Origin of the sequence: Pseudomonas sp. B7(2017) (assembly GCF_002112745.1) — a bacterium.
GTDB classification, from domain to species: domain Bacteria; phylum Pseudomonadota; class Gammaproteobacteria; order Pseudomonadales; family Pseudomonadaceae; genus Aquipseudomonas; species Aquipseudomonas ekonensis.
In genome coordinates this window covers 21,341-35,695 of the sequence record NZ_NEIP01000015.1, presented here as the reverse complement: position 1 = coordinate 35,695, position 14,355 = coordinate 21,341, and the positions used below count along the sequence as shown (strand labels likewise).

Annotated in this window: 12 protein-coding genes; 5 read left to right on the top strand and 7 right to left on the bottom strand. The window is 64.8% G+C overall.

All coding sequences use genetic code 11. The annotated features are described in order from the left end of the window. Positions 1-29 precede the first annotated feature (29 nt). On the top strand, positions 30-965 hold the full coding sequence (locus CAG29_RS22480; RefSeq protein WP_085695163.1) for a glutathione S-transferase family protein: 936 nt from the start codon (positions 30-32) through the stop codon (positions 963-965). Between the two features lie 87 nt (positions 966-1,052). Here CAG29_RS22480 and CAG29_RS22475 read toward each other — a convergent pair whose 3' ends face one another. Together CAG29_RS22475 and yejK are read right to left on the bottom strand one after the other, a co-directional pair. After that, the gene (locus tag CAG29_RS22475; RefSeq protein WP_085578826.1) at positions 1,053-1,403 is read right to left on the bottom strand and encodes a glutaredoxin family protein; all 351 of its coding nucleotides are present in this window, start codon (positions 1,401-1,403) and stop codon (positions 1,053-1,055) included. Further along, positions 1,403-2,407, bottom strand: coding sequence for a nucleoid-associated protein YejK (gene yejK, locus CAG29_RS22470; RefSeq protein ID WP_085578829.1), 1,005 nt, complete (start codon positions 2,405-2,407; stop codon positions 1,403-1,405). The genes CAG29_RS22475 and yejK overlap by 1 nt, the downstream gene beginning before the upstream one ends. Positions 2,408-2,803: 396 nt before the next feature. Between yejK and CAG29_RS22465 the strand changes: the two genes are divergently transcribed. Continuing rightward, the gene (locus CAG29_RS22465; protein WP_003221909.1) at positions 2,804-3,085 is read left to right on the top strand and encodes an HU family DNA-binding protein; all 282 of its coding nucleotides are present in this window, start codon (positions 2,804-2,806) and stop codon (positions 3,083-3,085) included. A gap of 71 nt (positions 3,086-3,156) precedes the next feature. On the opposite strand, the gene rlmF is transcribed toward CAG29_RS22465, so the two are convergent. From rlmF to CAG29_RS22440, 5 genes are all read right to left on the bottom strand, one after another. Beyond that, complete coding sequence (gene rlmF, locus CAG29_RS22460; protein WP_085578831.1) at positions 3,157-4,188, bottom strand: 23S rRNA (adenine(1618)-N(6))-methyltransferase RlmF; 1,032 nt, start codon at positions 4,186-4,188, stop codon at positions 3,157-3,159. A gap of 264 nt (positions 4,189-4,452) precedes the next feature. Next, a complete protein-coding gene (locus CAG29_RS22455; protein ID WP_085631617.1) occupies positions 4,453-7,299 on the bottom strand; it encodes a valine--tRNA ligase in 2,847 nt (948 codons plus the stop codon). 194 nt (positions 7,300-7,493) lie between these two features. Further along, entirely contained in the window at positions 7,494-7,904 is a 411-nt protein-coding gene (locus tag CAG29_RS22450) for a DNA polymerase III subunit chi (protein WP_085695162.1), read from the bottom strand. An 8-nt stretch (positions 7,905-7,912) separates the two neighbouring features. Next, positions 7,913-8,341 (bottom strand): DNA polymerase III subunit chi, encoded by a 429-nt coding sequence (locus tag CAG29_RS22445; protein ID WP_085578837.1) that lies wholly within the window; start codon positions 8,339-8,341, stop codon positions 7,913-7,915. Positions 8,342-8,401: 60 nt separating this feature from the next. Then, a complete protein-coding gene (locus tag CAG29_RS22440; protein WP_085578839.1) occupies positions 8,402-9,892 on the bottom strand; it encodes a leucyl aminopeptidase in 1,491 nt (496 codons plus the stop codon). 310 nt (positions 9,893-10,202) lie between these two features. On the opposite strand from CAG29_RS22440, the gene lptF reads away from it, so the two are divergent. The 3 genes from lptF to lepA all read left to right on the top strand — a co-directional run bounded on the left by lptF (position 10,203) and on the right by lepA (position 14,347). Further along, on the top strand, positions 10,203-11,324 hold the full coding sequence (gene lptF, locus CAG29_RS22435; RefSeq protein ID WP_085631613.1) for an LPS export ABC transporter permease LptF: 1,122 nt from the start codon (positions 10,203-10,205) through the stop codon (positions 11,322-11,324). Then, entirely contained in the window at positions 11,317-12,378 is a 1,062-nt protein-coding gene (lptG, locus tag CAG29_RS22430) for an LPS export ABC transporter permease LptG (protein ID WP_085578843.1), read from the top strand. The genes lptF and lptG overlap by 8 nt, the downstream gene beginning before the upstream one ends. A gap of 172 nt (positions 12,379-12,550) precedes the next feature. After that, on the top strand, positions 12,551-14,347 hold the full coding sequence (gene lepA, locus CAG29_RS22425) for a translation elongation factor 4 (protein ID WP_085578845.1): 1,797 nt from the start codon (positions 12,551-12,553) through the stop codon (positions 14,345-14,347). Positions 14,348-14,355 lie beyond the last annotated feature (8 nt).

The following is a 14,355-nucleotide window of genomic DNA, read 5'->3' as shown; positions in this document are numbered from 1 at the left end:
GATTCACCTACTGTGCGGCGGAGCCGAGCATGTCCGAGTTGATCCTTCACCATTACCCCGCGTCCCCATTCGCCGAAAAGGCCCGGCTGCTCTTGGGTTTCAAGGGATTGTCCTGGCGTTCGGTGCACATCTCGCCGGTGATGCCCAAGCCGGACCTGACCGCGCTCACCGGCGGCTACCGCAAGACGCCGGTGCTGCAGGTCGGTGCGGACATCTATTGCGACACCGCCCTGATCGCCCGGCGCCTGGAGCAGGAAAAGGCCTTGCCGGCGTTTTTCCCCGAGGGGCAGGAAATGGTCGTCGCCGGGTTCGCCGCGTGGGCCGATTCGGTGGTGTTTCCGCATGCGGTCAGCCTGGTGTTCCAGCCGGAGTCGGTGGCGGCGCGCTTCGGCAAGTTGCCGCCGGAGGCGATCAAGGCGTTCATGGCCGACCGGGCCGGGCTGTTCAGCGGCGGCAGCGCGGCGAGACTGCCTGCCGAGCAGGCCAAGCATCAGTGGCCGACCCTCATGGCGCGCCTGGAGCAGCAATTGCAGCGCGAACAGGGCGACTTCCTGTTCGGCGAACCGTCGGTAGCGGACTTCGCCCTGGCGCATCCGCTGTGGTTCCTCAAGGCTACGCATGTGACGGCGCCGCTGGTGGACGCCTATCCGGCTGTGGCCGCATGGTTGGGGCGGGTGCTGGGCTTCGGTCACGGCGCGGCGAGCGAGATGAGCGCCGACGAGGCGCTGGAGGTCGCGCGCAATGCAACGCCGGCTGCGTTGCCGGATGAGGCGTTCGCCGATCCGAACGGATTCGTGGCCGGACAGCGGGTGGCGATTGCCGCGACGGATTACGGGGTGGATCCGGTGGAAGGGGAGTTGGTGTTCGCCGGCCTCGAAGAACTGATCCTGCGCCGCGAAGACGCACGGGCCGGGGTGGTGCATGTGCACTTTCCGCGGTTGGGGTTCCGCATCGAGGCCCGCTGAGGTTCCCGGTGCGGGAGCGGCTGCCTTGACCGCCCTGAGGCGCCTCGGCTGACGTCATCGCCAGCAGGCTGGCTCCCACCTGTCTGTCTACTTCAGGGCGGCGAGGATTTCGTCCGGGTCGAAGCCGCGGATCAGCGTGCCGTTGACGTCGATCAGCGGAATCCCGCGCCCGCCCAAGGCTTCATAGGCCTTGCGCGCCTCGGCGTCCTTCTCGATGTCGAACTCCGTGAACGCAATGCCCTTGCCGTCGAGAAAACGTTTGGTCTGCTTGCAGTAGCCGCACCAGTCGGTGGAATAGAGCACGACCCGGGCGTTGGCGCGAACCTGCTCCGGGAGCATCTGCGACGGGTTGAACACCCGCTCGATCTTGCCCCAGTTCTGGTAGGCCACGACCACCAGCAGCACCAGCAGGACTTTCTTCAGCACATTGCCGAGCATCAGTTGCGCCGCTTCAACTGATCGGTGAGCGAGGTCGGCAGGCCCTTGATCACCAGGGTGCCCGCTTCTTCGTCGTACTCGATCTTGGAGCCCAGCAGGTGAGCCTCGAAGCTGATCGACAGGCCTTCGGCGCGGCCGGTGAAGCGGCGGAACTGGTTGAGGGTGCGCTTGTCCGCCGGGATCTCCGGCGACAGGCCGTAGTCCTTGTTGCGGATGTGGTCGTAGAACGCCTTCGGACGGTCTTCGTCGATCAGCTCCGAGAGTTCCTCAAGGCCCACCGGCTCGCCGAGCTTGGCCTGGCTGCTGGCGTAGTCCACCAGGGCCTTGGTCTTCTCGCGGGCGGAGTCTTCGGGCAGGTCTTCGCTTTCGACGAAGTCGCTGAAGGCCTTGAGCAGGGTGCGGGTCTCGCCCGGACCGTCGACGCCTTCCTGGCAGCCGATGAAGTCGCGGAAGTATTCCGACACCTTCTTGCCGTTCTTGCCCTTGATGAACGAGATGTACTGCTTGGACTGCTTGTTGTTTTGCCACTCGGAGACGTTGATCCGCGCCGCCAGGTGCAATTGGCCCAGGTCGAGGTGGCGCGAGGGGGTCACGTCCAGCTCGTCGGTCACCGCCACGCCTTCGCTGTGGTGCAGCAGGGCGATGGCCAGGTAGTCGGTCATGCCTTGCTGGTAGTGGGCGAACAGCACGTGGCCGCCCACCGACAGGTTGGATTCTTCCATCAGCTTCTGCAGGTGCTCCACCGCCACCCGGCTGAATGCGGTGAAGTCCTGGCCGCCGTCGAGGTACTCCTTCAGCCAGCCGCTGAACGGAAACGCCCCGGACTCCGGATGGAACAGACCCCAGGCCTTGCCTTGCTTGGCGTTGTAGCTTTCGTTGAGGTCGGCGAGCATGTTCTCGATGGCCGCGGACTCCGCCAGTTCGGAGTCGCGGGCATGCAGGACCGCGGGGGTGCCGTCGGGTTTTTTGTCGATCAGGTGGACGATGCAGTGACGGATCGGCATGGGCTTCTCGGCTGTTGGAGGGGAGGCGGGCGGGCGCCCCCGAAAAAGCGCCCAGTGTACCCCAACCGCCGCTTTTGGCGCGGGGTGCAGGGTAAAACCGGGCCATCGGACGACCCTTATGCATTTTTTTACCGATTTAGCGCAATAAACCTGACCATTTGGCTAGCTAGAGGCGGATATTTCCTTGTCTCTGTGCTAGTTTTGCCCGGTCTTTCGCGAAGTCACCGCGACAAGCATGCATTCAGCTTTTGTCAGGTCGAACCAAACCTTGATTTCGGCATCTATAACCCCGACTCGTCGTGGTTATCGCCGAGGGTGCCGGATCCAGAAGATCGGGCTCGATGGCTGACACTGCACTCTGCAATCCATATGAATTTGATAGGGAAGGAACACCAAATGGCTCTTACTAAAGACCAACTGATCGCCGACATCGCCGAAGCTATCGACGCGCCGAAAACCACCGCGCGCAACGCTCTGGACCAGCTGGGCCAAATCGTTGCCGATCAGCTGGAAAACGGCGGCGAAATCACCTTGCCAGGCATCGGCAAGCTGAAAGTGACCGAGCGTCCTGCCCGTACCGGCCGTAACCCGTCGACTGGCGCAGCCATCGAAATCCCTGCCAAGAAAGTGATCAAGCTGGTTGTGGCCAAAGGCCTGACCGACGCTGTGAACAAGTAAGACGCAGCGATAAAAAAAACCGTGCGCCGGAGCGATCCGGGCACGGTTTTTTTGTGGGCGGCGCAAAAGCGCTAGTGCGCCGGGGCCTGGCTCCAGCGCGCCCGGCGCCAGGCCTGATGCTGCTCATGGGTCAGGAACGTCCAGGCGACGAAGCGGCTCTGCTTCTGCCCCTGGCCCATTTCCACCACCCGGCTTTGCAGGGCGCCGGCCTTGTTCAGCGCCGCTTGCACCGCCGGCAGGTTCGACGCCTTCGACACCAGCGTGCTGAACCACAGGACCTGCTGCGCCACCTGGGCGCTCTCGCTGATCAGTTGGGTGACGAAACGCGCCTCGCCGCCCTCGCACCACAGTTCCGCCGCCTGGCCGCCGAAGTTCAGCACCGGCAGTTTGCGCTTCGGATCGGCCTTGCCCAGCGCCCGCCATTTGCGCGAGCTGCCGCGGGTGGCTTCCTCGATGGAGGCGTGGAAGGGCGGGTTGCACATCGTCAGCTCGAAGCGTTCGTCGGCCGCCAGCAGGCCCGCCAGGATGTGCTTCGGGTTGGCCTGCGGGCGGACCTGGATCGCCTTGGCCAGGCCATTGGCCTGGATGATCGCCCGGGCAGCGCCGAGGGCGGTGGCGTTGATGTCCGAGCCGGTGAAGTGCCAGCGATAGTCGCTGTGGCCGATCAGCGGATAAATGCAGTTGGCGCCCACGCCCACGTCCAGCACCTTCACCGAGGCGCCGCGGGGGATCGTGCCGTCATTGCCTTCGGCCAGCAGGTCGGCGAGGAAATGCACGTAGTCGGCGCGCCCCGGCACCGGCGGGCAGAGGAAATCGGCGGGAATGTCCCAATGGGCGATGCCGTAGAACGACTTGAGCAGCGCCCGGTTGAACACCCGCACCGCGTCGGGGCTGGCGAAGTCGATGCTTTCCTTGCCGTACGGGTTGATGATCACGAACTTCGCCAGCTCCGGCGTGCTCTTGATCAGCGCCGGAAAGTCGTAGCGGCCCTGGTGGCGGTTGCGCGGGTGCAGGCTGGCCTTTTCCTTGGGCGCGCCGTTGGCGGCCGGTGGCTTGGCTTCAGGCTTCTTGCGCGCTGGCTTGGGTGGACGTGGAGCGGTCATGGGCGAAATCGATTCGGATAAGGCTGAAAGTGGTGGGCATTGTCCCATATCCGGAGGGTGTGAACCCAATCCCGAGGCAACACAAATCCTCTGTGGGAGCGGGCTTGCCCGCGAAGAGGGAGTGTCAGTCACGCAGTTGATGGCTGACACACCGCATTCGCGGGCAAGCCCGCTCCCACAGGGATATTCATTGGCAGTCAGATAACGAGCAGGCGAAAAAAAGGGAGGCCGTTGCGGGCCTCCCTTTTTCGGTGCGGTCTGCCGTTACAGGCTGGCGATCCGCGCGTGCTGCTCGGCCAGCTTGCCCAGGGCCTGTTCGGCCTCGGCCAGCTTGGCGCGTTCCTTCTCGATGACTTCGGCCGGGGCCTTGTCGACGAAACCGGCGTTGGACAGCTTGCCGCCCACGCGCTGGACTTCGCCTTGCAGGCGCAGGATTTCCTTGTCCAGGCGCGCCAGTTCAGCGTCCTTGTCGATCAGGCCGGCCATCGGCACCAGCACTTCCATCTCGCCCACCAGCGCGGTGGCGGACAGCGGCGCCTCTTCGCCTTCGGCCAGCACGGTGATCGATTCCAGGCGCGCCAGCTTCTTGAGCAGCGCTTCGTTCTCGATCAGGCGGCGCTGGTCTTCGGCGCTGACGTTCTTCAGGTAGATCGGCAGCGGCTTGCCCGGGCCGATGTTCATCTCGCCGCGGATGTTGCGGGTGCCGAGCATCAGGCCCTTGAGCCATTCGATGTCGTCTTCGGCCGCCGCATCGATGCGCGCTTCGTTGGCCACCGGCCAAGCCTGCAGCATGATGGTCTTGCCCTGGATGCCGGCCAGCGGCGCGATGCGCTGCCAGATCTCTTCGGTGATGAACGGCATGAACGGGTGGGCCAGGCGCAGGGCCACTTCCAGCACGCGCACCAGGGTGCGGCGTGTGCCGCGCTGGCGCTCGACCGGCGCGTTCTCGTCCCACAGCACAGGCTTGGACAGCTCCAGGTACCAGTCGCAGTACTGGTTCCAGATGAACTCGTACAGCGCTTGCGCCGCGAGGTCGAAACGGAACTGGTCCAGCTGGCGGGTCACTTCGGCTTCGGTGCGCTGCAGCTGCGAGATGATCCAGCGGTCGGCCAGCGACAGTTCGTAGGCTTCGCCGTTCTGGCCGCAGTCTTCGCCCTTGTCCAGCACGTAGCGTGCGGCGTTCCAGATCTTGTTGCAGAAGTTGCGGTAGCCCTCGACGCGGCCCATGTCGAACTTAATGTCGCGGCCGGTGGAGGCCAGCGAGCAGAAGGTGAAGCGCAGGGCGTCGGTGCCGTAGCTGGCGATGCCGTCGGCGAACTCGTCGCGGGTCTGCTTCTCGATCTTCTTGGCGAGCTTGGGCTGCATCATGCCGGAGGTGCGCTTCTGCACCAGGGCTTCGAGCTCGATGCCGTCGATGATATCCAGAGGATCCAGGACGTTGCCCTTGGACTTGGACATCTTCTGGCCCTGGCCGTCACGCACCAGGCCGTGCACGTACACGGTCTTGAACGGAACCTGCGGCGTGCCGTCCTCGTTCTTGATCAGGTGCATCGTCAGCATGATCATCCGGGCGACCCAGAAGAAGATGATGTCGAAGCCGGTGACCAGCACGTCGGTGGAGTGGAATTTCTTCAGGAACTCGGTCTTCTCCGGCCAGCCCAGGGTGGAGAACGTCCACAGGCCCGAGCTGAACCAGGTGTCCAGCACGTCGTTGTCCTGCTGCAGCGCGACGTCGGCGCCCAGGTTGTGCTTGGCGCGGACCTCGGCTTCGTCGCGGCCCACGTAGACCTTGCCCGACTCGTCGTACCAGGCCGGGATCCGGTGGCCCCACCACAGCTGACGGCTGATGCACCAGTCCTGGATGTCGCGCATCCACGAGAAGTACATGTTTTCGTACTGCTTGGGCACGAACTGGATGCGGCCGTCTTCCACGGCGGCGATCGCCGGCTCGGCCAGAGGCTTGGTGGAGACGTACCACTGGTCGGTCAGCCACGGCTCGATGACGGTGCCGGAGCGGTCGCCCTTCGGCACTTTCAGGTTGTGGTCGTCGACGCTGACCAGCAGGCCGGCGGCGTCGAACGCGGCGACGATCTGCTTGCGCGCCTCGAAGCGCTCAAGGCCGGCGTATTCGGCCGGGATCTTGCCGTCGACGGTCTCGTTCAGGGTGCCGTCGAGGTTGAACGCCTGGGCTGCCGGCAGCACGTGGGCGTTCTTGTCGAAGATGTTGAGCAGCGGCAGGTTGTGGCGCTTGCCGACTTCGTAGTCGTTGAAGTCGTGGGCCGGGGTGATCTTCACGCAGCCGGTGCCGAACTCGGGGTCGCAGTAGTCGTCGGCGATGATCGGGATGCGGCGGCCGACCAGCGGCAGCTCGACGAACTTGCCGATCAGGGCCTTGTAGCGCTCGTCGTTCGGGTTCACGGCCACGGCGGAGTCGCCGAGCATGGTTTCCGGACGGGTGGTGGCGACGATCAGGAAGTCATTGCCTTCAGCGGTCTTCGCGCCGTCGGCCAGCGGGTATTTCAGGTTCCACAGGAAGCCTTTCTCGTCGTGGTTCTCCACTTCGAGGTCGGAGATCGCCGTGTGCAGCTTGGTGTCCCAGTTGACCAGGCGCTTGCCGCGGTAGATCAGGCCGTCTTCGTGCAGGCGCACGAACGCTTCCTTGACCGCTTCCGAGAGGCCGTCATCCATGGTGAAGCGCTCGCGGCTCCAGTCCACGGACGAGCCCAGGCGGCGGATCTGCCGGCTGATGTTGCCGCCGGACTGCTCCTTCCATTCCCAGACCTTCTCCAGGAATTTCTCGCGGCCCAGGTCGTGGCGGTTCTGGCCGGTGGCTTCGAGCTGGCGCTCCACCAGCATCTGGGTGGCGATGCCGGCGTGGTCGGTGCCCGGTTGCCACAGGGTGTTGCGGCCCTGCATGCGGCGGAAACGGATCAGGGCGTCCATGATCGCGTTGTTGAAGCCATGACCCATGTGCAGGCTGCCGGTGACGTTCGGCGGCGGGATCATGATGGTGTAGGAGTCGCCCGCGCCTTGCGGGGCGAAGTAGTTCTCGGACTCCCAGGTGTTGTACCAGGAAGTTTCAATGGCGTGCGGCTGGTAGGTCTTATCCATGCGCGGCGGGACCCTATTGGCATTTATTCAGGAAAAGCCGGGAAGTATAGCGGGGCGAGGGGCGCAGGGCGAGCGGGGCCGGGGAGCGGCGGGGCAAAATGTAGGAGCGGGTCTGCCGGCGATGCTGGCACTGAGGTTTTCGGGAAGCCCGAGGCGATGCTATCGCCAGCAGGCTGGCTCCCACAGGGTGGCGGTCATTCGTACTGGTTGAGCAGCCGTTCCATCCGCGCCTCGAGGCGGCGCTTGATTTCGGTTTCGATGTGCGGGGCGAAGTCGTCGATCACGTCCTGCATGATCAGCTGCGCGGCGGCGCGCAGTTCTCTGTCCAGGTGCAGCAGGGCGTCCGGCCCCTTGGCGGCGGGGGCGGCCGGAGCAGCGGGCGCTGGGGTTGGCGCCGGAGCCGGCGTTGGAGCGGGTGGCGGCTCGATGGCTTCAGGCGCAGGGGCCACGGCCTCGAACAGCATCGGAATCTGTTCCTGTGCGCTTTCGGTGACCGTCTCGGTCAGCAGCGGCGGCTGCAGGTTGTCGTCGCCGAGCAACTGACGGATCGACTCCAGGTCGTCCAGCAGGTGCGCAGGCTTTTGCAGCGGTTTTGGAGTGTCCATCGGCGTACTCAGAGTCGCTGTAAACGGTGGTCTTGCAGAGGATAGCCCTGTTCGCGGTAGAAGCGGAAACTCTCCCGCGCGGCCTGGCGGATCGCCGGATCCTCCACCACCACTTCCGCCACGCGGGCGAAGCGGGCGGCGAAGGCCGGGACTTTCAGGTCCAGGTTGACGAGCAAGTCCTGGTGTTGGCCGCAGTCGTCGCCCAGCCCCAGCACGATCGCGCCGTCCGGTTCGCTGTCGGCGGGGCCGTGGGGCACGAAGGTTTCGCCCTTGAACGCCCAGAGGCGCGCGTCGAGGTCATCGCGCTGGGCGGCATCGCTGCAATGCAGGTAGATGCGGTGGCCCATGCGCCAGGCCTTTTCGGTGAGCTTGCAGGCGAAGTCCAGGCGGGCCGAGGGATCGGCGCTGGGCAGGATATAGAAGTCGACTTTGGTCATTGCGGTTCCTGAGCGCAGGGCGGCGTCCCGGTGCAGGGACGCCGCTTTGCGTCATCGGTTTCAGGCCTTGGCGCGGTCCAGCAGGTACTGGGTCAGCAGAGGCACCGGACGGCCGGTGGCGCCCTTGTCCTTGCCGCCGCTGGTCCAGGCGGTGCCGGCAATGTCCAGGTGCGCCCAGTTCAGGTTCTTGGTGAAGCGCGACAGGAAGCACGCGGCGGTGATGGTGCCGGCCTTCGGCCCGCCGATGTTGGCGATGTCGGCGAACGGGCTGTCCAACTGCTCCTGGTACTCGTCGAACAGCGGCAGTTGCCAGGCGCGGTCGTCGGCGGCCTGGCCGGCGCTCAGCAGTTGCCCGATCAACTCGTCGTTGTTGCCCAAGAGGCCCGAGGTGTGGGCGCCGAGGGCGACCACGCAGGCGCCGGTCAGGGTGGCGATGTCGATCACCGCCTGCGGCTTGAAGCGCTCGGCGTAGGTGAGGGCGTCGCACAGCACCAGGCGGCCTTCGGCGTCGGTGTTGAGGATCTCCACGGTCTGGCCGCTCATGGTGGTGACGATGTCGCCCGGACGCGAGGCGGTGCCGCTCGGCATGTTCTCGGCGCAGGCCAGGATGCACACCAGGTTGATCGGCAGCTTGAGCTCAAGCACGGCGCGCAGGGTGCCGAACACGCTGGCGGCGCCGCCCATGTCGAACTTCATCTCGTCCATGCCGGCGCCCGGCTTCAGGCTGATGCCGCCGGTGTCGAAGGTGATGCCCTTGCCCACCAGCGCATACGGCTTCTCGGACTTCTTGCCGCCGTTGTACTGCATGACGATCAGGCGCGGCGGCTGGGCGCTGCCCTGGCCGACGGCGTAGAACGAGCCCATGCCCAGCGCCTTGATCTTCTTCTCGTCGAGGACTTCGACTTTCAGGTCCTTGAACTCCTTGCCCAGGCTCTTGGCCTGTTCGCCCATGTACACCGGGTGGCAGACGTTCGGCGGCAGGTTGCCCAGGGTACGGGTGAACGCCATGCCGTTGGCGATCGCGGTGGCGTGGGTCACGGCGCGCTGCACTTCGGCCTGGGCGGCCTTGATGGTCAGCAGGGTGATTTTCTTGAGTGCGCGCGGCTCGGCCTTCTGGCTCTTGAACTGGTCGAAGGTGTAGCCGCCGTCGATCAGGGTCTCGGCCAGCAGGCGGGTCTTGCCGTAGCTGTCACGGCCCTTGACGATGATTTCGTCCAGCGCCAGCGCGGCGTCGCTGCCGCCCAGGCCCTTGAGGGTGTTGAGGATGCCGGCGACGGTCTTGCGGAACGGGCGGTCGCCCAGTTCTTCGTCCTTGCCCACGCCCACCAGAAGCACGCGCTCGGCCTTCAGGTTCGGCAGGCTGTGCAGCAGCAGGCTCTGGCCGACCTTGCCGGCCAGGTCGCCGCGCTTGAGGACGGCGCTGATGGCGCCGCCGCTCAGTTCGTCGACCTGCCGGGCGGCGACGCCGAGTTTGCGGCCTTCGCCGACGGCAACCACCAGGGTGGCGGTTTTCAACGTTTCCGGGCTAACGCTTTTTACAACCAGTTCCATGTCTGGATCCCTGAATGAATGGTCAACATGCAGGCGTCCGGCGATGTCCGCAGCCGCCTGCCTTTCGGATAGAAAGGGCGCAGGCCTGTGCCTGCGGCGAAGGCGGCAGTTTGAACCTCGCTCCCTTCGCCTGACAACCCTCGGCGGACGCAATCTTCAACCGATTGCGCGCTTGCGTGAGTGCGCGCAGTGACAGGCGCGCCCAATCACAGGATAATGCCGCATCTTTTTTCGGCGGCTCTGCCTGGCGGGCCGCCCGATACGTTCGCTTGTTCGGCCGCCTTAGCCTGACAACCCTGGAGTGTCTGGTTTGATCGTCTTCCGTTATCTGTCCCGCGAAGTCCTGTTGACCCTGAGTGCGGTGAGCGCCGTGCTGCTGGTCATCATCATGAGCGGGCGCTTCATCAAATACCTTGCCCAGGCCGCCGCCGGCCAGCTCGATCCGGGATCGCTGTTCCTGATCATGGGCTTCCGTCTGCCGGGCTTTTTGCAGCTGATCCTGCCGCTGGGCCTGTTCCTGGGGATCCTGCTGGCCTACGGCCGGCTGTACCTGGAAAGCGAAATGACCGTGCTGTCGGCCACCGGCATGAGCCAGCAGCGCCTGCTGCGCATGACCCTGTTCCCGGCGGCGCTGGTGGCGCTGGTGGTCGCATGGCTGAGCCTGAGCCTGGCTCCCCAGGGCGCCAACCAGTTCCAGCTGCTGCTGAACAAGCAGGACGCCCTGACCGAGTTCGACACCCTTGAGCCGGGCCGCTTCCAGGCGCTGCGCGACGGCACCCGGGTGACCTACACCGAAACCCTGAGCGACGACCGGGTCAACCTCGGCAGCGTGTTCATCTCGCAGAAGAACCTCGGCGCCAACCAGAAGGACCGCGGGATTTCCGTGCTGGTGGCCGAAAAGGGCCGTCAGGAAATCCGCCCGGACGGCAACCGCTACCTGATCCTCGACAACGGCTACCGCTACGACGGCAGCCCGGGCCAGGCCGACTACCGCGCCATCCACTACGAAACCTACGGCGTGCTGCTGCCCAAGCCCGACGTCAGCGAAGAGGTCACCGACCGTGACGCGATGCCGACCTCGAGCCTGCTGGGCAGCGACGACATCCGTTCGCGCACCGAACTGCAATGGCGCCTGTCGCTGCCGCTGCTGGTGTTCATCGTCACCCTGATGGCGGTGCCGCTGTCGCGGGTCAACCCGCGTCAAGGGCGTTTCCTCAAGCTGCTGCCGGCGATCCTCCTTTATATGGCTTACCTGACCATCCTGATCGCCGCCCGCGGCGCCCTCGAAAAAGGCAAGATCCCGCCGGCCCTCGGCCTGTGGTGGGTGCATGCCATCTTCCTGATCATCGGCCTCGGCCTGCTGTACTGGGAGCCGCTGCGCCTGAAGCTGGCCAGCCGCCGCGCCGCTGCGCTGGAGGTGGCCCGTGGTTAAGCTCGACCGCTACATCGGCAGCAGCGTGTTCATCGCGATCATCGCGGTGCTGGCGATCATCCTCGGCCTGGCCACCCTGTTCGCGTTCATCGATGAGATGAGCGACGTCACCGACACCTACACCTTGGTCGACGTGCTCAGCTTCGTGCTGCTGACCGCACCGCGCCGGCTCTACGACATGCTGCCGATGGCGGCGCTGATCGGCTGCCTGATCGGTCTGGGCAGCCTGGCCAGCAGCAGCGAGCTGACCGTGATGCGGGCGGCGGGCGTGTCCATCGGGCGCATCGTCTGGGCGGTCATGAAGCCGATGCTGGTGCTGATGCTGGCCGGCGTGCTGATCGGCGAGTACGTCGCGCCGGCCACCGAAAGCATGGCCCAGGCCAACCGTTCCCTGGCCCAGGGCAGCGGCGACGCGCAGAGCGCCAAGCACGGCATGTGGCACCGTCAGGGGGATGAGTTCATCCACATCAACGCCGTGCAGCCGAACGGTCTGCTGTATGGCGTGACGCGCTACCACTTCGACAAGGAGCGCCACCTGCTCAGCTCCAGCTTCGCCAAGCGTGCGGATTTCGACGGCGACCACTGGCAGCTCACCGACGTGACCACCACGCTGTTCCACGAGCGCAGCACCGAAGTCGTCAACACGCCGACCGAACGCTGGGACGTGTCCCTGAGCCCGCAACTGCTGAGCACCGTGGTCATGGCGCCGGAATCGCTGTCGATCTCCGGCCTGTGGGGCTACATCCACTACCTGGCCGAGCAGGGGCTGAGCAACGGCCGTTACTGGCTGGCGTTCTGGGTCAAGGTCTTGCAGCCGCTGGTCACCGCCGCGCTGGTGCTGATGGCGATCTCGTTCATTTTCGGCCCGCTGCGTTCGGTGACCCTCGGTCAGCGGGTGTTCACCGGCGTGCTGGTGGGCTTCACCTTCCGCATCGTGCAGGACCTGCTGGGCCCGTCGAGCCTGGTGTTCGGTTTCTCGCCGCTGTTCGCGGTGCTGGTGCCGGCGGGCGTGTGTGCCCTGGCGGGCGTCTGGCTGCTGCGTCGGGCCGGTTGATGAACGAGGTTTCATCCGCGCTTTAGCCAAGAGGACGCCCCGGTCGACAGACCGGGGCGTTTTTGCATGCAATCGGGGTGACAGGCGAACGTGACGCTTGCGCCGTGTATCAGGTACAATTCCCGGCTATTTTTCGGCGGGCCAAGCCTGCAGCCTTTTTGAGTGTTGATCCGTGAGTGATTTGAGTCATATCCGCAATTTCTCCATCATCGCCCACATTGACCATGGCAAGTCGACGCTGGCCGATCGTTTCATCCAGATGTGCGGCGGCCTGGCCGACCGCGAAATGGAAGCCCAGGTGCTGGATTCCATGGATCTGGAGCGTGAGCGCGGGATCACCATCAAGGCCCACAGCGTCACCCTGTACTACAAGGCCAAAGACGGCGTCACCTATCAGCTGAACTTCATCGACACCCCGGGCCACGTCGACTTCACCTACGAAGTCAGCCGTTCCCTGGCGGCCTGCGAAGGCGCGCTGCTGGTGGTCGACGCCGGCCAAGGCGTCGAGGCCCAGTCCGTGGCCAACTGCTACACCGCCATCGAGCAGGGCCTGGAGGTCATGCCGGTCCTGAACAAGATCGACCTGCCGCAGGCCGAGCCTGAGCGCGTGAAGGACGAGATCGAGAAGATCATCGGCATCGACGCCACCGACGCCGTCACCTGCAGCGCCAAGACCGGCCTGGGCGTCGACGACGTGCTCGAACGCCTGGTGAACACCATCCCTGCGCCGACCGGCGAGATCGACGCGCCGCTGCAGGCGCTGATCATCGACTCCTGGTTCGACAACTACCTGGGCGTCGTCTCCCTGGTGCGCGTGCGTCACGGCCGCGTGAAGAAGGGCGACAAGATCCTGGTGAAATCCACCGGCAAGGTGCACCTGGTCGACAGCGTCGGCGTGTTCAACCCGAAACACACCGCCACCGCGGACCTTAAGGCCGGCGAAGTGGGCTTCATCATCGCCAGCATCAAGGACATCCACGGTGCCCCGGTCGGCGACACCCTGACCCTCAGCTCGACCCCGGACGTCGAAGTGCTGCCGGGCTTCAAGCGCATCCAGCCGCAGGTCTACGCCGGTCTGTTCCCGGTCAGCTCCGACGATTTCGAGGATTTCCGCGAAGCGCTGCAGAAGCTGACCCTCAACGACTCGTCGCTGCAGTACACCCCGGAAAGCTCCGACGCCCTGGGCTTCGGCTTCCGTTGCGGCTTCCTCGGCATGCTGCACATGGAGATCATCCAGGAGCGCCTGGAGCGCGAATACGACCTGGACCTGATCACCACGGCGCCGACGGTGATCTTCGAGCTGGTGCTCAAGACCGGCGAAACGATCTACGTCGACAACCCGTCGAAGCTGCCGGACGTCTCGGCCATCGAAGACATGCGCGAGCCGATCGTGCGGGCCAACATCCTGGTGCCGCAGGAGCACCTGGGCAACGTCATCACCCTGTGCATCGAAAAGCGCGGCGTGCAGGTCGACATGCTGTTCCTCGGCAACCAGGTGCAAGTGACCTACGACCTGCCGATGAACGAAGTGGTGCTCGACTTCTTCGACCGCCTGAAATCCACCAGCCGCGGCTATGCTTCGCTGGACTACCATTTCGATCGTTACCAATCGGCTAATCTGGTGAAGCTGGACGTGCTGATCAACGGCGACAAGGTCGACGCCCTGGCGCTGATCGTGCACCGTGACAATTCGCACTTCAAAGGTCGCCAGTTGACCGAGAAGATGAAAGAGCTGATCCCGCGGCAGATGTTCGACGTGGCCATCCAGGCCGCCATTGGCGGCCAGATCGTTGCCCGGACAACCGTCAAGGCACTCAGGAAGAACGTATTGGCCAAATGCTACGGCGGTGACGTGAGCCGTAAGAAGAAGCTGCTGGAGAAGCAGAAGGCCGGTAAGAAACGCATGAAACAGGTCGGCAACGTGGAGATTCCGCAGGATGCCTTCCTCGCCGTGCTCAGGTTGGAATAATCAGGTCC